The 17,676-nt window shown below is 73.9% G+C and carries 22 protein-coding genes; 6 read left to right on the top strand and 16 right to left on the bottom strand.

Features of this window, described 5'->3' with window-relative positions; translation table 11 throughout:
* Window positions 1–11: 11 nt before the first annotated feature.
* From BM142_RS12780 to BM142_RS12755, 6 genes are all read right to left on the bottom strand, one after another.
* Window positions 12–455 (bottom strand): ChaB family protein, encoded by a 444-nt coding sequence (locus BM142_RS12780; protein ID WP_092199092.1) that lies wholly within the window; start codon window positions 453–455, stop codon window positions 12–14.
* A 64-nt stretch (window positions 456–519) separates the two neighbouring features.
* On the bottom strand, window positions 520–1,404 hold the full coding sequence (locus BM142_RS12775; RefSeq protein WP_092199089.1) for an alpha/beta fold hydrolase: 885 nt from the start codon (window positions 1,402–1,404) through the stop codon (window positions 520–522).
* A gap of 3 nt (window positions 1,405–1,407) precedes the next feature.
* Entirely contained in the window at window positions 1,408–1,791 is a 384-nt protein-coding gene (locus tag BM142_RS12770) for an acyl-CoA thioesterase (protein WP_092199087.1), read from the bottom strand.
* Window position 1,792: 1 nt separating this feature from the next.
* Complete coding sequence (locus BM142_RS12765; protein WP_092199084.1) at window positions 1,793–2,044, bottom strand: hypothetical protein; 252 nt, start codon at window positions 2,042–2,044, stop codon at window positions 1,793–1,795.
* A gap of 1 nt (window position 2,045) precedes the next feature.
* Window positions 2,046–2,303, bottom strand: coding sequence for a DUF2795 domain-containing protein (locus BM142_RS12760; protein ID WP_092199081.1), 258 nt, complete (start codon window positions 2,301–2,303; stop codon window positions 2,046–2,048).
* A gap of 49 nt (window positions 2,304–2,352) precedes the next feature.
* Window positions 2,353–3,483, bottom strand: a complete 1,131-nt coding sequence (locus tag BM142_RS12755; protein WP_092199078.1) for a baeRF2 domain-containing protein — start codon at window positions 3,481–3,483, stop codon at window positions 2,353–2,355.
* 160 nt (window positions 3,484–3,643) lie between these two features.
* Here BM142_RS12755 and BM142_RS12750 point away from each other — a divergent pair, with 160 nt between their 5' ends.
* Window positions 3,644–3,976 (top strand): DUF8129 domain-containing protein, encoded by a 333-nt coding sequence (locus tag BM142_RS12750; protein WP_092199075.1) that lies wholly within the window; start codon window positions 3,644–3,646, stop codon window positions 3,974–3,976.
* A 140-nt stretch (window positions 3,977–4,116) separates the two neighbouring features.
* Here the strand turns inward: BM142_RS12750 and BM142_RS12745 are convergent, their stop codons facing one another.
* From BM142_RS12745 to BM142_RS12705, 9 genes are all read right to left on the bottom strand, one after another.
* The gene (locus tag BM142_RS12745) at window positions 4,117–5,004 is read right to left on the bottom strand and encodes a type II secretion system F family protein (RefSeq protein WP_092199072.1); all 888 of its coding nucleotides are present in this window, start codon (window positions 5,002–5,004) and stop codon (window positions 4,117–4,119) included.
* The gene (locus BM142_RS12740; protein ID WP_092199467.1) at window positions 5,004–5,942 is read right to left on the bottom strand and encodes a type II secretion system F family protein; all 939 of its coding nucleotides are present in this window, start codon (window positions 5,940–5,942) and stop codon (window positions 5,004–5,006) included. The genes BM142_RS12745 and BM142_RS12740 overlap by 1 nt, the downstream gene beginning before the upstream one ends.
* Window positions 5,942–7,420 (bottom strand): TadA family conjugal transfer-associated ATPase, encoded by a 1,479-nt coding sequence (locus tag BM142_RS12735; protein ID WP_175527261.1) that lies wholly within the window; start codon window positions 7,418–7,420, stop codon window positions 5,942–5,944. Before BM142_RS12735 ends, BM142_RS12740 begins: the two co-directional genes overlap by 1 nt.
* Window positions 7,417–8,625, bottom strand: a complete 1,209-nt coding sequence (locus BM142_RS12730; RefSeq protein WP_092199069.1) for a CpaE/TadZ family protein — start codon at window positions 8,623–8,625, stop codon at window positions 7,417–7,419. The genes BM142_RS12735 and BM142_RS12730 overlap by 4 nt, the downstream gene beginning before the upstream one ends.
* A complete protein-coding gene (locus BM142_RS12725; protein WP_092199066.1) occupies window positions 8,622–9,344 on the bottom strand; it encodes an RcpC/CpaB family pilus assembly protein in 723 nt (240 codons plus the stop codon). The genes BM142_RS12730 and BM142_RS12725 overlap by 4 nt, the downstream gene beginning before the upstream one ends.
* Before the next feature lie 10 nt (window positions 9,345–9,354).
* On the bottom strand, window positions 9,355–10,305 hold the full coding sequence (locus tag BM142_RS12720; RefSeq protein WP_092199063.1) for a TadE/TadG family type IV pilus assembly protein: 951 nt from the start codon (window positions 10,303–10,305) through the stop codon (window positions 9,355–9,357).
* A complete protein-coding gene (locus tag BM142_RS12715; RefSeq protein WP_217640706.1) occupies window positions 10,293–10,709 on the bottom strand; it encodes a TadE/TadG family type IV pilus assembly protein in 417 nt (138 codons plus the stop codon). Before BM142_RS12715 ends, BM142_RS12720 begins: the two co-directional genes overlap by 13 nt.
* 112 nt (window positions 10,710–10,821) lie before the next feature.
* A complete protein-coding gene (locus BM142_RS12710) occupies window positions 10,822–11,019 on the bottom strand; it encodes a Flp family type IVb pilin (RefSeq protein WP_254790864.1) in 198 nt (65 codons plus the stop codon).
* Between the two features lie 238 nt (window positions 11,020–11,257).
* On the bottom strand, window positions 11,258–11,947 hold the full coding sequence (locus BM142_RS12705; RefSeq protein ID WP_254790862.1) for a prepilin peptidase: 690 nt from the start codon (window positions 11,945–11,947) through the stop codon (window positions 11,258–11,260).
* Between the two features lie 89 nt (window positions 11,948–12,036).
* On the opposite strand from BM142_RS12705, the gene BM142_RS12700 reads away from it, so the two are divergent.
* Both BM142_RS12700 and BM142_RS12695 read left to right on the top strand, forming a co-directional pair.
* A complete protein-coding gene (locus BM142_RS12700) occupies window positions 12,037–13,290 on the top strand; it encodes an APC family permease (protein WP_092199057.1) in 1,254 nt (417 codons plus the stop codon).
* A gap of 20 nt (window positions 13,291–13,310) precedes the next feature.
* Window positions 13,311–14,360 (top strand): Gfo/Idh/MocA family protein, encoded by a 1,050-nt coding sequence (locus BM142_RS12695; RefSeq protein WP_092199054.1) that lies wholly within the window; start codon window positions 13,311–13,313, stop codon window positions 14,358–14,360.
* Between the two features lie 3 nt (window positions 14,361–14,363).
* Here the strand turns inward: BM142_RS12695 and cobU are convergent, their stop codons facing one another.
* Window positions 14,364–14,909: a bifunctional adenosylcobinamide kinase/adenosylcobinamide-phosphate guanylyltransferase gene (gene cobU, locus BM142_RS12690; RefSeq protein WP_254790860.1), complete on the bottom strand. Its 546-nt coding sequence runs from the start codon at window positions 14,907–14,909 to the stop codon at window positions 14,364–14,366.
* A gap of 147 nt (window positions 14,910–15,056) precedes the next feature.
* Between cobU and BM142_RS12685 the strand changes: the two genes are divergently transcribed.
* The 3 genes from BM142_RS12685 (at window position 15,057) to BM142_RS12675 (ending at window position 17,676) form a co-directional block, all read left to right on the top strand.
* The gene (locus BM142_RS12685; protein WP_217640705.1) at window positions 15,057–15,602 is read left to right on the top strand and encodes a COG4315 family predicted lipoprotein; all 546 of its coding nucleotides are present in this window, start codon (window positions 15,057–15,059) and stop codon (window positions 15,600–15,602) included.
* Window positions 15,603–15,907: 305 nt separating this feature from the next.
* Window positions 15,908–16,618 carry a class I SAM-dependent methyltransferase gene (locus BM142_RS12680; protein ID WP_217640704.1) on the top strand — a complete coding sequence of 237 codons (711 nt, stop codon included), beginning with the start codon at window positions 15,908–15,910 and terminating at the stop codon, window positions 16,616–16,618.
* A gap of 2 nt (window positions 16,619–16,620) precedes the next feature.
* Window positions 16,621–17,676, top strand: coding sequence for an NAD-dependent epimerase/dehydratase family protein (locus tag BM142_RS12675; protein WP_092199048.1), 1,056 nt, complete (start codon window positions 16,621–16,623; stop codon window positions 17,674–17,676).

Below are 17,676 nucleotides of genomic sequence, written 5' to 3'. Positions count from 1 at the left end.
CCCGCTGCGGGCTACTTCTTCCCGTTCTTCTTCGTGCGGGAGTCGGCCGTCTTCTTGTCGCTGGCCTTCTGGATCGCATTCACCAGCTGCTTCTTCTTCATCGTCGAGCGGCCGGAGATGTCCAGCTTCTTGGCCAGGTCGTAGAGGTGGGACTTCGACGCGTTGGCGTCGACCCCGCCCTTGGTCTTCCTGTTCGTGTCCCGACCACCCTTGGCCTGGTCGTCGGAGGGGCCCTTCTTGCCGCCGGCCTTCTTCTCCCAGTGGTCGCCGACCTTCTCGAAGCTGTGCTTGACCGCGGCCCACGCGACCTGGTTGGCGCGCCGCTCGTCGCCGTACTCGCCGGCGGCCGAGTCGTGGGCCTTCGCGAACGTGCGCTGGGCCTTCTTCGGTGAGCGCTGCAGCGTGCTGGGCAGTTCGTCCTTCTTGGCCTTGCCGCTCTTCGTCGTCTTCGGCATGACGTCTCCCTTCGTCGTCGTCCCGACGGCCCTACCCCGGGCGGCGGAGATGATCACATCGGGGTCACCCGATCAGGAACGGCAGCAGGGCCGCGGCCAGCTCGTCCGGTGCCTCCTCGGCCATGTGGTGGCCGCTGTCGATCGGCCCGCCGCCGCGCAGGTCGGTGGCCCAGCCGGCCCAGATCGCCCGGGGATCGCCGTACAACTCCGCCAGGTCGTCGCGCGCCGACCACAGGACCAGCGTCGGGCAGCCGATCCGGCGCCCGGCTGCCCGGTCGGCCTCGTCGGCGGCACGGTCGACGCCCAGTCCGGCGCGGTAGTCCTCGAGCATGGCGTGCACGGTCGCCGGGTCGCGGATCGCGGCCAGGTGGTCGGCGTGGTTCTCCTCCCCCATCGCCTCGGCCCGGCCCGGGGCGAGGGAGCCGTACCAGCCCTCGGGATCGGCGGAGATCGCCCGCTCGGGCTTGTCCGGCTGGGCGAAGAAGAACCAGTGCCACCACGCCGTGGCGAACCGGACGTCCGCCCGCTCGAGGTGCTCGACGACGGGGATGCAGTCGACCACGGCCAGGTGGGTGACGGTGTCGGGATGGTCCAGCGCCGTCCGCATGGCCACGTAGCTGCCGCGGTCGTGCCCGACGAGCGCGAACCGCGGATGGCCGAGGGCCCGCATGAGCGCGACGACGTCGCCGGCCATGGCGCGCTTGGAGTAGGGCGCGTGGTCCTCGGCCGTCGGCGGCTTCGAGGACCGGCCGTAGCCGCGCAGGTCCGGGCACACCACGGTGTGCCCCGCCGCGACGAGCAGCGGCGCCACCCGGTGCCAGGTCGTGTGGGTGCGGGGATGGCCGTGCAGCAGGACGACCGGCGGGCCGGCCCCACCCGTGCGCACCCGCAGGACGACGCCGTCGCCGACGTCGACCCGCGACTCCTCGAACCCGTCGAAGAACCCCACCCCTCAGCTCTCCACGTAACCCGACCAGTGCCGCCGTTCCTCGTCGGTGAGCGCCCGGCTGACGTCGCCGGCGAAGTCGAACATCACCAGGACGACGTCCGCCCGGATGGCCACCTCGCCGTCCTGCACCAGTTCCTGCCGCAGCGTCAGCGACTTCGTGCCCAAGCGGGTCACCCAGCTGGACACGCAGAGCGGCTCGGCGACCCGGTAGTAGAGCTGCCGCAGGTAGTCGACCTCCAGCCGCGCCAGGATCATCGACCCGCCGGGCTGCCGGTCGACCATGGCCAGCCGGGCGTCCTCGAGGAGGCTCAGGGCACGGGCGTGGTTGACGTGCCCCAGCATGTCCGGATCCGACCAGCGCAGCTGGACCTGGTGCTCGTGCCGCACGTCAGGGCTGGTCGGCGGTCTCCGCCGACTGGCGGTGCCCACCCTGCGCGTCGTCCGGGTCGGCGTGGACGGTCCGTTCCTCGGACTCGGCCAGGATGACCGCCGCCTGCACCTTGGGGTCGAGGTCGCCCTGTGCCGGGTCCGGGTGGCCCTCCACGGCCACCTCCTCCGGCAGCAGCTGGGCCCGCGTCTCCACGTTCCCCTCGGTCACGTTGGCGACGGCCTCGGGCGTGGGCTCCTTCATCGACGGCATGTCAGAACCGCTGCTGCTCGGTGCCGAGACCCAGGGCCCGGGCGACGTCCTGCACGTTGTCGAACCGCTGCCCCTCCGGGAGGCGGCGCAGCTGGCCGATGATGCTGTCGGTCGCATTGCCCTCCTGCGCCTTGGCCAGCAGGGTGTCGCGGTCGGCCGGCCACACCTCCTTGCCGAGGACCTCGGACAGCGCTGCGCGGCGCTCGATGTCCCGCTCGTCGGTGCCGGGCGGTGTGGCGGGCTGGTGCGGGTCGCTCACGGGAAACGCTCTCCTTCGTGCAACTGAGGGGCTTGGTGCAACCGGGGGATCAGGACGCGGACGCCGTCGAGGCGTCGGTGTAGCGCAGGACGGCGGCCACGGGGATGCCGTCCGGCATGGCCGACCGGGGTACGACGACGACGCCTGCCGCGCCGGCGACGGCGGCCGCGAGCAGGGCGCGGTCGGCGGGCACGACCTCGCCGTGGATGCCGAGCGCGTCCATGTCGTGCTGGTTCACGCCCAGCTCGGCCGGCGAGCCGCCGACCAGCAGGGTGTCGTCCCCGTGGTCGTCGGCGAGCACCAGCGTCTCGACCTGCCCCTTGCGCAGCGCCTCGACGACCTGCTCGGTGCCGGTGGCCGACAACCCGTGCGCCCCGGCGGCCTGGATCTGCTCGAGGGCCTCGGCGATCGCCCGGGCCTCGTGCTCGGCGACCAGCTCGGCCGCGCGGCGCTGCACCGGCTCGCGGTCGGCGCCGGCTGCCCGGCCGCCCTCGTCCATGGAGACGACCAGGTCCGACCACGAGTCGGAGGCCCGGTCGGTGAGGATCTGGCGGGCGCGGACGTCGCCGGCGACGAGGACGAAGCCGAGCGGGAGCCGCCGGGCCAGCGAGGAGATCTCCTCGGCCACCTGGTCGGCGTTCTCGGTCCACTGGTTCTCGGCGGTGTGCATGTAGACGTTGTGCGCCCAGCCACCGACCTTCACCTTGCGCATGTGGAAGGTGTCGCCCTCCACCTGCTTCTCCTCCTCCTCGCGGCCGGCCGGGCCGACCACGGAGATGTCGGCGCCCACCCGGTCGGCGATGACGACCAGGTGCGGGACCCGGCCGGCGAGCTGGCCGAGCACCGGCAGCAGCGCCGGCTGGGGCGACCACTCGCACAGCTCCTGCCGGGGAGAGTCCGCGAGCGCCTCGTCGAGCACGACCGACCCGTCGGCGGCGACCACCACGGCGCGCCCGCGCAGGGTGCCGGCCTGCCCGCCGTCGTTGCCCTCGAGCAGGCGGCCGCGGACGGCGTCGACCACCGTGTCCGGCGCTCCCTGTGCGGTCAGCCGCTCGGCGAGCGCGCGCACGCGCAGCTCCAGTTCGGCGTCGGCGTTCTCGGTGGTGTGCGTGACGTCGGCGCAGACGGTGGCGAACGGGCCGGAGGCGGCGAAGACGGGCTCCAGGAAGGACACGTCCATGGCGATGGGACAACTCCTCGGTCGATCGGTCGGTGCCCTGCGCTGGACACCCTTGCCGTCGCCGCCTACCCACCGGCCGGGGCCTCACACCCGGTGTCGCGGGCAGCCGGCAGGGGTAGGCGCGTCGGGACCGATCCCGAGACCGTCGAGAGGACGAGACGTGCCCGAGCGCGATCTGCCGCTGAAGGACTACGACCACCTGCCCGTGGGATCGCTGACCACCCGGATCCGGACCCTGGGTTCCGACGACCTGAAGACGCTGCTGGCCTACGAGCGCTCCCACGCCAACCGGATGCAGGTGGTGAGCGCGATGGAGCACCGGCTTTCCGGGCTGGCGAACGGCGCACAGCCGTCCGGCGGGGACCCGGCGGCGACGGGTGCCGACGCACCGCCGCCGGCGGCGGGCGGCTCGCCGGTGTCGGAGGCGACGACCGGGCCGCCGGTCAACCCGCCGTCCCAGGGCGACCCGACCAACCCGGCCCAGCCCCGCTGACCGACCAGCGAATGCGACGAACTCGTGGCCATCAGCCTTCGATGACCACGAGTTCGTCGCATTCGGGGGTTGCCGCGCTGCAGCCGATGGCCGCAGCGGGGGTTGCCGCGCTGCAGCCGATGGCCGCACCCACGGGTCGGCTAACCGAGGTTGCCCATGATCCCCAGGATGGCGGGGCCTACCACGGCGATCAGGAGGGCCGGCAGGAAGCACAGCATCAGTGGCAGGGTGACCTTGACGGGGACCTTCATCGCCTGCTCCTCGGCGCGCTGGCGCCGCTTGACGCGCATCTCCTGCGCCTGTGACTTGAGCACGTCGGCGATGGCGATGCCGTAGGCGTCGGCCTGGTTGACCGCGGCCACGAAACGCTTGAGGTCCGGCACCTTCGTCCGGCCGACCAGGGCGTTGTACGCCTCCCGGCGCGGTCGCCCGACGGCGACGTCGTGCAAGGTCCGCGAGAGCTCGTCGGCCAGCGGCCCCTTGCCGTTGGCGGCCGCCCGCGAGAGGGCCGCCTCGAAGCCGAGCCCTGCCGCCACGGCGACCGTCATCTGGTCCAGCACGTCAGGCAGCTCGTGTGTGATGGCCTTCTGCCGCTCCTCGCCACGACTCCAGAGGACGGCCTCGGGCAGCCGGTAGGCACCGAGCACCGCGACCGGCACAAGCACCCACGCAAGCGTGCCCGCCCCCGTCGCGAGGAGGGTGAGACCGATCAGTGCGGCCATCCCCGCGAGCGCGAGCTTGGCCCACAGCACCCTGGTGAGGGTCAGCGAACGGGGGTACCCGGCCACCTCGAGCAGCCGACGGGCGCGTCGCGCCTCGGAGTCCGGGGTGATGACCCGCAGCAGTGCCGTGGCACCCGACCCGCGTGACTCCAGCGAGCCGACCTCCACCGTGGTGGTGGCCAGGCCACGGGTGAGGTTGCGGCGGGCGATGCCCAGCGCCCGGCCCGAGTGGCCCACGACCGTGTACGTGAGGCACCCGACCGCGCCGGCGACCGCCACCACACCGAGGAGCACGACCGGGGTCATCAGAACCTCACCTTCACGATCGTGCGCAGCCACAGCGTGCCGACGACCATCAACGCCGCCGCGGTGGCGAGCATGACGAGGCCGGTCGAGGACCGCACGAGCGCGCCCATGTAGTCGGGCGCGACAACGGCGAGCAGCCCGCTCACGACGAGCGGAAGAGTGAACAGCACGACGCCCGACGCCCGCCCCTCGGCGGACAGCACCCGGGCCTGGCGGCGCAACTCGTTGCGCTCGCGGATGGTCGTCCCGACGCCGTCGAGCACCTCGGCGAGGTTGCCGCCCACCTCACGGTGGATGGCGATGGCCTGCACGACCCAGGAGAAGTCCTCGCTGCCGGTGCGCTGGGCCACCTCCTCCAGTGCCTCCTTGACGTCCCGACCGACCCTTGTCTCGTTGACCACGCGGGAGAACTCCTCGGCGGTGGGTGACTCGGAGTCGCGAGAAACGGCGTCGAGGGCCCGGAGCACGCTGTGCCCGGCGCGCAGGCTGCTGGCCATGAGCTGCAGCGACTCGTCCAGCTGAGCCATGAACGCTGCCTGGCGCCGGGTGCGGCGGACGCTGATGACGGCCGCTACGCCGAGCGGCGCGAGAACCACCAGCAGCAGCCCGATGGCGGCGCCGCCGGTCGCCAGGCCCACGACGCCGGCGCCGAGCGCGACGCCCCCGGTGATGACCAGCAGCTCCGCCGGGCGGGTCTGGATGCCGGCCTGCTCCAGGACTTCCTGGAGCTGACCGGTCCGGCCCGTCCTCCCGAGCAGCCGGTCGGCCAGGGCGGTGGTGTCCTCCGCCGCTCCCGCCAGCCGGCTGCGCGCCGGGGTGGCGCTCGGGTCGAGCCGGCTCAGCGGCACCGTGGCACGCCCAGGAGAGGCGACCGCGAGCACGACGAGGGCGATGGAGGCGGCGCAGGCGAGCAGCGCGACCCACACGAGACCGGACATCACGACCGCTTCCCGGCCGGCTCCCGCGTCGCCGCGTGGCCGAAGACCCGTGGCGAGAGCGCGATGCCGAGCTCGGCGAACCGCTCGGTGAAGCGCGGCCGCACGCCCGTGGGCACGGCCCTGCCCAGCAACCGGCCGTTGAGGTCGGTGCCGGCCGAGTAGTCGAAGGTGAAGGCGTCCTGCATGGTCACGGTCTCCCCCTCGACCCCCTGGACCTCGGTCACGTGGGTGATCCGGCGGGTGCCGTCCCGCATCCGGGAGACCTGGACGACGACGTCCACCGCCGAGGCGACCTGCTCGCGCACGGCGCGCAGAGGCAGATCCATCCCCGCCATGAGCACCAGCGTCTCCAGGCGTGCGATGGCGTCCCGGGGGTTGTTCGCGTGCACCGTCGACAGGGAGCCGTCGTGCCCGGTGTTCATCGCCTGCAGCATGTCCAGGCTCTCTCCGCCACGGACCTCGCCGACGACGATGCGGTCGGGGCGCATGCGCAGCGAGTTGCGCACCAGGTCGCGGATGGAGACCGCGCCCTTCCCCTCGATGTTCGGCGGGCGGGACTCCAGCCGGACGACGTGCTCCTGCTGGAGCTGCAGCTCGACGGCGTCCTCGATGGTGATGATGCGCTCGTAGTCGGGGATGAACGACGACAGCACGTTGAGCAGCGTCGTCTTGCCCGTGCCCGTGCCGCCCGACACGATGATGTTCAGCCGCGCTTCGACGCAGGCCCGCAGCAGCTCGGCCATCTCCGGGGTCATGGTCCCGAACCCGATCAGGTCACTGACCTCGAACGGCGTGCTGCTGAACTTGCGGATGGTGAGCGAGGACCCGCCGAAAGCCAGCGGGGGGATGATCGCGTTCACCCGGGAGCCGTCCGACAGCCGGGCGTCCACCAGCGGAGAGCTCTCGTCGATGCGGCGTCCGACCCGGGACACGATCCGCTCGATCACCCGGCGCAGGTGCGTCTCGGAGGTGAAGGACGTGCCCGTGCGGACCAGGCGCCCCGAGCGCTCGACGTAGACGAGCTCGGGTCCGTTCACCATGATCTCGCTCACGGTGGGGTCGTCGAGGTAGGGCTGCAGCGGACCGTGCCCGAGCACCTCGTCGGTGATCTCGGCGATCAGCCGACGGCGGTCCTCGACCGAGAGGGCGCTGCCCTGCTCGTTGGCGATGACCCGCTGCAGCTCGGTGCGCACCAGGCCGTGCAGCTGCTCCTCGGGGAGATCCGGGTCGGAGAGCTTGGCCCCGAGGCGGTCGAAGAGCGCCTGGCTGGCCCGGGCCTTGAGCCGGGCGAGCCCGTCGACGGGCATCGCCGCCGCCTCGGGCGCCGCCGCCCGCGCGGCCGGCTTGTCCTCCGAGCTCGCCACCACCGTGGCCACCCGGGTCGCCAGACGGCCGGCGTCGGCCGTGGCAGGGGGCACCGGATCGGTGCTGAGGGCTTCCTCCCCGCGCGCCTGCGACAGGCGCTCGCTGAGGTTCACCGGCCACCCGCCTTGAGCCGGCCGAGCAGGCCGGACAGACCGGCCCCCCCGGTGGGAGCACCGTCGGAGTGCTCGGGGACCATGCGCTCCAGGAGTACCTGGAGGCCGCGGGTGACCGCGTCGCGGGCGTCGCTCTCCAGCAGCGGGATCCCGGTGTTGGTGGACAACGGCACCGCGGTGCTGCGGGGCAGGACGACGTCCAGCGGGGCGCCGATCGTCGTGGTGACGTCGGCCATCGACAGCGCGCCGGCGGAGTCGGCCATGTTGAGGACGAGGTGCCGGCCGGCCGGCACGAGGGAGAGCTCCTCGAGCACGTTCAGCTCCTTGCGCATGCCCCGGACCCCGGGCACGTCCATGCTGCTGACCAGGACGAGATCGGTGGCCCGCTCCAGCGCCACGAGCGTGTGGTCGGCCAGCCCGGGTGCGGTGTCGATGACGACGTGGCGGAACTCCCGGGACAACGTGTCGATCAGCTGGGCGACCTGCGCGGCGGTCACCGCGTCGCCCGCTGCCGGGGAGTCGCTCCCGGCGACGACGAACAGACCGCTGGCGTGCCGGCCGAGGAAGGTCTTCAGGGCCAGCGGGTCGTTGCTGGCCGCGCCGTGGACGGTGTCGGGCAGCGTGTACTCCGGAGCCATCGCCAGCGCGCTGGCCACGTCCCCGAACTGCACGTCCAGGTCGACGATCACCGTCGACCCATGACCGGACCGGGCAAGCCCTACCGCGAGGTTCGTCGAGACCGTCGTCTTGCCGACGCCACCCTTGGGGGAGGCGACGACGATGACGCGGTGGTCGGCCCGGGCCGCGCCGGGATCGGCCTGGGCCATGTCCCGGCGGGCGCGGGCCAGCTCGGTGGCACGCGCCAGGACCGCCGCGACGTCCTGCGCTGATGCGTCGGGGCTGAGGACGTCCCGCACCCCGGCACGCATGGCAGCCATCCAGAGCTCGGGGTCGGCGTCCGCGACGACCAGGACCACGCTCGTGGCGGCCGCGACGTCGAGCCGGCCGGCCAGCTCGAAGGCGCGGTCGAGCCGGACGTCGGGGCCGAGGACGACGGCCAGTGGCGATTCGGCGGCCTGGATCCTGCGCAGCAGGCCTCCCGTCGCGACGACCGCGGGCTCGAGGCTGTGGAGCTTCCCGGTGTGCGCGGCTTCCAGCTGCTGGACGAGGTCGGCGGGGACGCCGACGGTCAGGACGGTGCTCACTGGTCGTCTCCCAGGGTGACGGTGGTGGAGGTGTCGACGGTGGCGACGCCGCCGGAGACCGGCGAGGCCTCCTGCAGCGACAGCCAGATGGCCTGCGACGAGGTGCCCAGGACGAATCGCTGAGCCTGCTGGGGCTCGAGGGCGAGGGTGATGAGGTGGGTGGCGGCCGGGTCGTCGTCGTCGGCCGGGGCGACGACACGGGTCACGAGCACGCCGTCCATCACCTCGTAGACGCTGTAGGCCGTGACGCCGCCGTCGGCGGCCGTCTCGTTGGTGAGCTGGACGCCGACCTTGTCGCCGGCCTCGAGCACCCCGCCGACGGCCCGCTGGGCATCGAGCGCCACGGTGACCTCCACCGTGCCCTCCGGGGCGGGCACGGTGCCTGCCGGCGCCAGCGCGGCCGGCTCGGCGAAGCGGCCGGTGACGAGCTGCTCGCCCGGCAGCAGCGACGCGGTGGCGATCTGGCCGGTGACCTCGGAGAGGGCGGTCACGGCGCCTGGGGCCACCAGGCGCTCGGGCACCTGCTCGACGGACACGCGGTTGCCGAGGTCGTCGGCGCGCGTGCCCGCCGCCACCTCGCTGTCGATGACGAGCACGTCGACGAGCTGTTCGTCGGCCTGGGCCCGGGCATCCGCGTCGCGCACCCAGTCGATGAGGACCACGGCGCCCAGGACGGCGAGGAGGACGGCCGCTGCCGCGGCGATGAGTCGGCGTGTCATGTCGAGTCCTTTACTTGTCGGTCAGGAAGACGGCTCGGGCACCCAGGTCGGGCGCGTTCCTCGGAGGCGGCGTGGTGTCGTCGACCTGGCGGGCGGAGTAGGTGAAGTAGCCGGTGAGTCGCCCACCGCCGGTGGTGCTGAAGCCGGTCACCCGGAAGGCGGCATAGCCGTAGACCCGGAAGTCCTGGCCGTGCGAGGCGTCCCAGACGGGGATGACGACGTCCCGGCCCACGAGCGAGCTGATGTAGGCCTGGGAGCACTCGCTGGGCAGGGATCCGTTCTGGAACCGGTAGGTGCTCTTCCACACCGTGGTGGTCCCGCACTCGCCGCTGTCGGGCCGGGTGAAGTTGATGCCCACGCCGTTCACGTGCTCGCCCTGAGGCGTGTAGCAGCTGCCCCCGGGCGTCCCGGAACCGAGCGTCACGACGTTCTTGCTGCCGAGCGAGGCCGCGTGGGACTTGTAGGTGCAGTACGAGATGGCGAAGGGGAGCTCCGAGCGCGCCTCGGTGAACGGCGCCCACTCGGCGTACGAGGAGACCGACAGCTCGCCGGTGTCCTCGCCGAGGGCGCCGGCGAAGAAGTGGTTCACGAGCCAGGCCTTCTTCTGCGTCGCGCTGACCTCACGCCCGTTGACGCGGATCCAGCCCTCCCCGGGCCCGAGGTTGGACAGCTTGGCCGCCTCGTCGTTGGCCCAGAAGGCATCCTCGGCGGTCTGCTTGATGTTGCCGCAGTCCCCCCGCGCGCAGTCCATGGCGACCGCGATAACGGCGGCGTCGGCGCCGGTCTGGACCTGCTGGCGTGCGGACCACACCGCAGCCATGTCGATGCCGAGCGCGGCCGCCCCGAAGAGGAGCGGCATCAGCAGGGCGAGCATCACGGCGATGCCGCCGCGTTCCTCCCGCAGCCGGGCGAGCCGGCCCCGGGACAGACGGGCCGGTCGGCCGGGGCTCAGCCGCCGCACCGGAGGACCGCCTTGCTGGTGATCGGGAACGCCACGCCTCCGGCGAAGGAACCGGTGGGCTTGAACTGGTAGGTGATGGTGACGACGACGTTCGTCTTCGGCGACGCGCCGGTGCAGGTCGAGGGCGAGATGGAGACCTGCCCTGCCGTCAACGGAACGGACGCCGCGGAAGCGGCGAAGACAGCCGCCGAGCGCGCTGCGCCGGAGTCGTTCTGGATGGCCATGGCGCGGGCCGCCTCGCGGGCGGCACCGGACAGGGTGGCCTGGACCTGGAAGGCCCGGCTGACCGACACGATGCTGAACAGGAGGACGAGCAGGAGCGGCACGACGAGGGCGAACTCGACCGCGACTGCGCCGCGCTCGCCGCCGAGGCGGTGGATGGGACGGTTCCGACGTGCAGACATCTCGCGTTCCTCCTTCCAGGAATCTGTGGGGGGTGCCGGCGGTGTCCGGCGGCACGGTCCCGTGGACCGTGCCGCCCGACCACGACCCGCGTCGGTCAACGGACGGGAGTGGTCACTTACCGCTGATGTTGATGCTGCTGAACAGGGCCGAGAGCTTGTCGCCGAAGGCGGCGATGGCGATGACGAGCACGGCGGAGATGCCGGCGACGAGCAGCGCGTACTCGACGGCGCTGGCGCCCTTCTCCTCCGACTTGAGGCGGTCGGAGACGGTGAAGGCCAGGGTCTGCAGGGCGGTGAAGAGGTTGAGCACGGTGATCTCCTCAGAGGTCCGCCGTCGACTGATCGGGTCGTGGTGACCTGGGTCGCGGCTCCCCCAAGATCGGGGCTCACCAGCAGTAACGGGAGTCCTACGGTCAGTGCCGTCACCCGGAAGGGGGACCCCCGGACGGCGTCACGGTGCGTCAGAACCGCTGATCCGGGACCCGAACCGGTGACACTCCGTCGCTCGACACGGTGACGGAGTGTGACGTCCGAGCGTGAGAGGTGCGTTACAGCGCGGCCCAGCCCCCGGACGCGAGCGCCGCGGCGAACGTGCCGGCGAGCAGGGCGGGTCCGAAGGGCAGCTCGGTCCGCCGCCCGGCCCGCCGGAGCACCAGCAGGACGAGCCCCACGAGGGCCTGGAGGAGGAACCCGGCGAAGAAGCCGAGCAGGACGGCCGGCCAGCCCAGCCAGCCGAGCATCAGCCCCAGCAGACCGGCCAGCTTCACGTCCCCCATGCCGAGGCCGGCGGGGGCGAGCAGGGCCATGACGAGCAGGACGGCGAAGCAGATCGCGGCGGCGACGGCCGCGCGCAGCAGGTCCGGCCAGCCGTCGTCGAGCGCCGCGGCGAGCACCAGGAGGACGGCCGACCCGATGCCGCCGGGCAGCAGGATCCGGTTGGGCAGCAGCTGCTCGCGCAGGTCGACGACGGCCAGCAGCAGGGCGACCGCGAGGAACCAGGCCCACGCGGCCAGGTCCGACGACCAGCCGAACCGGAGGCCCAGCAGGGCGAAGAGCCCGGCGGACACCAGCTCGACGGCCGGTGGCCGCACGGCGGTCGCCCCGCGTTCGACCAGGAGGCCGATGCTCGGCGCAGGAGGCCAGGGGAACCGGCCCGCGGCCCGGTTGACGAGGATGCCTACGACGCCCCCGACGAGGACCCCGGCGACGCCCAGGACGACGGCGGGGAGCACGGACACGGCGGTCACCCTGGCACAGCCGCCCGCACCGCCCCGGGAGGCGGCGACGGTGTGATGAGGTCGCAGGGCACGGACGACCGAGGGGGGACATGACCAGCAGCCCCGGGCTGGCCCGCCGGCTGGGCACCACGGACGCCGTCGTCATCGGGCTCGGCTCGATGATCGGCGCCGGGGTCTTCGCCGCCTTCGGACCGGCCGCGCGGGCCGCCGGCACCGGCCTGCTGATCGGCCTGGCGCTCGCCGCCGCCGTCGCGTACTGCAACGCCACGGCGTCCGCGCAGCTGGCGGCGCAGTACCCGGAGTCCGGCGGCACCTACCTCTACGGCCGCGAGCGGCTCGGGCCGTGGTGGGGGTTCCTCGCCGGGTGGTCGTTCGTCGTCGGCAAGACCGCGAGCTGCGCGGCGATGGCGCTGACGGTCGCCGCCTACGCCGTCCCGGCCGCCTGGCAGCGCCCGGTCGCCGTCGCCGCGGTCGTCGCCCTGGTCGCGGTCAACTACCGCGGGGTCACGCGGACCGCCGGGGTCACCCGCGTCCTGGTCACCGTCGTCCTGTGCGCGCTGGCCGTCGCCGTCGTCGCGAGCCTGGTCGGCAGCGGGGCCGACGGCGACCGGCTCCTGACCTGGACCGCCGGCGAGCTGGGCTGGTACGGCGTCCTGCAGTCGGCCGGCCTGCTCTTCTTCGCCTTCGCCGGCTACGCGCGCATCGCCACCATGGGCGAGGAGGTGCGGGATCCGGCGCGGACCATCCCCCGCGCCATCCCCCTGGCCCTGGGCCTCGCGGTCGTCGTCTACGCCGTCGTCGCCGTCACCCTGCTGGTCGCCCTCGGACCGGACCGGATCGCCGGCTCGGCCGCCCCGCTGGCCGACGCCGTGGCCGCGGGCCCGTGGGACTGGGCCTCCCCCGTCGTCCGAGTCGGGGCGACGGCCGCTGCGCTGGGCGCCCTGCTCGGCCTCGTCGCGGGGGTCGGCCGGACCGGTCTGGCCATGGCCCGCACCGGGGACCTCCCGCGGTGGCTGGCCGCGGTGCACCCGCGCCACCGGGTGCCGCACCACGCGGAGCTCGTCCTCGGCGGGCTGGTCTGCCTGCTGGTCCTGGTCGTCGACCTGCGCGCGGTCATCGGGTTCTCGTCCTTCGGCGTGCTCCTCTACTACCTCGTCGCCAACGCGGCCGCGTTCACCCAGACCGCCGAGCACCGGCGCTGGCCCCGGGCCCTCCAAGTGGCCGGTGCGGCGGGCTGTCTCGTGCTCGCCGCGACCCTGCCTTGGCAGTCGGTGCTCGCCGGCGTCGTCGTCCTGCTCGTCGGCGCGCTGTACCGCGTCCTGCGCCTGCGCCTGGCGCCATGAGCGTCGGCGAGAATCGGTCGATGACCACCAGCCCCGCCGTCCCCTCCCCGCCCGTCCGCTTCGGCCTCGTCGGCTACGGCTTCGGCGGGCGGTGGTTCCACGCGCCGCTGATCGGTGCCGCGCCGGAGTGCGAGTTCCTGGGGGTCGTGACGTCCTCCGACGAGCGGCGCGCGCTGGTGGCGGAGGACTCCCCCGGCCGCGGCACCTTCGGCTCGCTCGAGGAGCTCGCCGCCGCCGGCGCGGAGGCGGTGGCCATCTCCACGCCCGCCACGACGCACAGCGAGCTGACCGACCGGGCGCTGGAGCTCGGGCTCGCGGTCGTCTGCGACAAGCCCTTCGCCCTCGACGCCGCGGCGGCGCGGAGCACCGTGGACCTGGCCCGCCGGCTCGACCTGCCGCTGTCGCCGTACCAGAACCGGCGGTGGGATTCCGACTTCCTGACCGTCCGGCGGCTCGTCGCCGACGGCGAGCTGGGCGAGGTCGTGCGCTTCGAGTCCCGCTTCGAGCGGATGGCCCCCGGGACCGGGCCCGGAGCTTCCGGCGGTGGCACGCTGCTCGACTTCGGCAGCCACCTGGTCGACCAGGCGCTGGTCCTGCTGGGGCCGGTCGCGTCGGTGTACGCCGAGTGGCGGTTGCGGGAGGACGGGCTCGACGACGACGTCTTCGTCTCCCTCACGCACGCCGGCGGTGCCCGGTCGCACCTCTGGGGCAGCTGGAGCCAGAGCGCTCCGGGCCCGCGGTACCGGGTGTCGGGCACCGCAGGCGGCTACGTCAACCGCACCCTCATGGACGCCCAGGAGGAGCTGCTGCTGGACGGGCGGACACCGGCGTCGCTTGGTGCCGACTGGGGAGCCGAGCCGGCCGATCGGTGGGGCAAGGTCTACCGCGGTGCCGACGGGCAGACCGTGCCCACCGAGAACGGCGCCTGGGACTCCTTCTACCCGGCCTTCGCCCGTGCGGTACGCGGCCTCGGGCCGGTGCCGGTCGAGCCGGAGGACGCCGTCGCGTCGATGACCGTGCTGGACGCGGCCCGCCGCAGCGCCACCGACGGCGGCGTGGTCAGGCTCTGAACCTCACCGCAGCCGCTGCGGCAGACCGGCGGTCACCAGCCACACCCGGTCCGACGCCGCGGCGATCCGGGCGTTGAGCACGCCCAGCTCGTCGCGGAACCGCCGTCCCGACGGCGTGGCCGGGACGATCCCGGAGCCGACCTCGTTGCTGACGCCGATGACCCGCCGGCGGGTGCTCGCCCAGGCGCCGACGACGTCGTCGACGGCCGCGGCCAGCCGCGCGTCCGAACCGGGGTCGCCGGTCCACACCGCGCACTCGTCCATGACCCGGGCCAGCCAGGTGGTCAGGCAGTCGACGAGCACCGGCGGTCCGGGACTGCCCAGCACGTCGAGCAGGTCGATGGTCTCGACGGTGGTCCAGGACGCGGGACGGCGGGCCCGGTGCCGGGCGACCCGGTCGGCCCACTCGGGGTCGTCGTCGTCCGGCCGGAGGCCGCAGGCCACGTAGTCGACCGAGCGCTCGCGGCTCAGCAGCCCCTCGGCGTAGGAGGACTTGCCCGACCGCGCGCCGCCGAGCACGAGCACCCGGCGCCGGGGGCGTCCGATCACCGGGGACCACCCGCCGACGTCCGCCCCTGCCCGATCGCACTCATGTGGCCGGGAGCCTAGCGAGGGGCGGACTCCGCCCGCCCCATTGACAGGGCGCGACCGCGGTCCACGATGGAACCCCGACCCCGAGACCACCTGGCGGACCCCGTGAGCGACGCACCCGCCCGGGCCTCTCGCCGCCTCGTCGTCGGCGCGGTGGCCGTCCTGGCCGTGTCCGCCTGCGGCAGCCCCGCCGCCGACGACCCGGGGGTGGCGCCGGCAGCGGGGACGACGACGTCCTCGCCGGCTCCCGCCCCGAGCGAGGCATCCCCGCCGGCGGCGCCACCGGTCGCGGCCGGGACACCCGTCACCGTCGGCGACAGCGAGTTCGGCCCGATGCTGTTCGACGAGCCGGGCCAGGCCGTCTACCTGTTCGAGATCGAGACGGACGGCCGCCCCGCGTGCTACGGCGAGTGCGCCGTCGCGTGGCCCCCGGTGCTCACCACCGGGGCGCCGCAGGCGACCGGCGACGCACGGGCCGTTCTGCTGGGCACGGTGGCCCGGGACGACGGCTCGACCCAGGTCACCTACGGCGGCCACCCGCTCTACTACTACGCCCACGAGGGCCCGGGGCAGGTGCTCTGCCACGACGTGGTGGAGAACGGCGGCCGCTGGCTCGTCGTCACCCCGGACGGCGCACCCGCGCCTGCGTGACGGCGCCGGCCGGCAGGACCGGACCGGCACGGGCACCACGGACCCGTCACTCCTGCCGGAGCCGGCGCCCGCCGTCGACCGATGGCGGGCAATCGGGTTGGCCGAGGTGTTTTCGGGTCGCCGACGGTTGCCGGAGGCGGCGCAGGGGCATGCCCTGGATCCGCACGCAGAGCCAGCGACAGGACGGACCGGGTGGGTACGAGGACGACGAACCGAACGGCTCGGCCATGCCGACGGGGTTCTGCGACGACGCACGGAGGCCCCGGATGCCGCCCCTCGACCGCTGAGGGGACGGGGCGGCGCCGATGAGCCGCGCGACCACCGAGCTGCCGACGACTGACCTGTACGCGGTCGCGCTGAGTTCCATGGACCAGCCCGACGGGCACCGCCACTGGTACGCGCGCTACGAGGGGGGCACCCGCCACCCGCTGGCCGAGTCACTGCGCCGGTGGTGCGGCGGCGCCGACCCCACCGATCGCGACCTGCTCGACCACGCCGACGGCGCCGTGCTCGACGCCGGCTGCGGTCCCGGCCGGCTGGTCGCCGAGCTGGCCCGTCAAGGACGCGACGCCGCAGGGGTGGACACCTCCCGGACGGCCGTGCGGCTGGCCCGGAGCGCCGGCGCGACGGCGCTGGTCCGCTCGATCTTCGAGCCGGTGCCGGGCGAGGGGGGCTGGGACACCGTCCTGCTGGCCGACGGCAACATCGGGATCGGCGGCGACCCGTCGGTCCTCCTGGCCCGGTGCCGCGAGCTGATCGGTCCCGCCGGCCGGGTGCTCGTGGAGCTCGACCCGCCGGGCACCGGTCTGCGGTCCGACCGGGTCCGGCTGGAATGCGGCAGCCGACGGGGCACCTGGTTCGACTGGGCGCACGTCGGCGCCGACGCCGTCGGGGAACCGGCCGCGGAGGCGGGTCTGCACGTCGACGAGACGTGGACCCGCTGCGGCCGGTCCTTCGCCGCCCTGGTGCCGCCCGCCGGCACGGGCGTCGCGGCAGCCGTCGACCTGGCGTCCTGACCGTGCGGATCCTGGTCACCGGTGGAGCGGGCTTCATCGGCTCGCACGTCGTCCGCGCCTGCCGGGACGCGGGGCACGAGGTGCGGGTCCTGGACGCGCTGCTGCCGGCGGTGCACCGCGCCGGGGCCGAGCCCGCGATGCCGGACGGTGCCGAGCTGCTGGTCGGCGACGTGCGCGACCGCGCGACCGTGGAGCGCGCCCTGGACGGGGTCGACGCGGTCTGCCACCAGGCGGCGATGGTCGGGCTCGGCGTCGACGTGCAGGACATGCCCGAGTACGCCGGCATCAACGAACTCGGGACGGCGGTGCTGCTGGCCGCCATGGCGCGCGCTGGCATCGGGCGGCTGGTGCTCGCCAGCTCGATGGTGATCTACGGCGAGGGCCGGTACACCTGCCGCGAGCACGGCGTCGTCCCGGCGGCCCCCCGGCGACGCGAGGAGCTGGAGCAGGGCCGGTTCGAGCCACCCTGCCCGCACTGCGGGCGCGAGCTGGCCTGGGCGACGGTGCCCGAGGACGCCGCACCCGACCCGCGCAACACCTATGCCGCGACCAAGCTGGGGCAGGAGCACCTGGCGTCGGCCTGGGCGGCGTCCACCGGCGGCGGTGTGGTCGCCCTCCGCTACCACAACGTCTACGGCCCGCACATGCCCCGCGACACCCCCTACGCCGGGGTCGCCGCGATCTTCCGCAGTGCGCTCGAGGCCGGGCGGGCGCCCCGGGTGTTCGAGGACGGCGGGCAGCAGCGCGACTTCGTGCACGTCACCGACGTCGCCGACGCCAACCTGCGGGCGCTGGAGGCCGAGCCGCCCGAGGCGTCCCTGCGCGCCTACAACGTCGCCTCGGGAACCCCGCACACCGTGGGCGACATGGCCCGGGCGCTGGCCGCGGCGTTCGGCGGGCCGGACCCGGAGGTCACCGGCGAGTACCGGATCGGCGACGTGCGGCACGTCGTCGCGAGCCCGGTCCTGGCCGAGGAGGACCTCGGTTTCCGCGCCCGGGTCACCTTCGAGGACGGCATGCGCGCCTTCGCCACCGACCCCCTGCGTCCCGCTCCCTGA

Origin of the sequence: Blastococcus tunisiensis (assembly GCF_900112815.1) — a bacterium.
GTDB lineage: Bacteria > Actinomycetota > Actinomycetes > Mycobacteriales > Geodermatophilaceae > Blastococcus_B > Blastococcus_B tunisiensis.
This window is presented reverse-complemented; position numbering and strand designations above follow the sequence as displayed.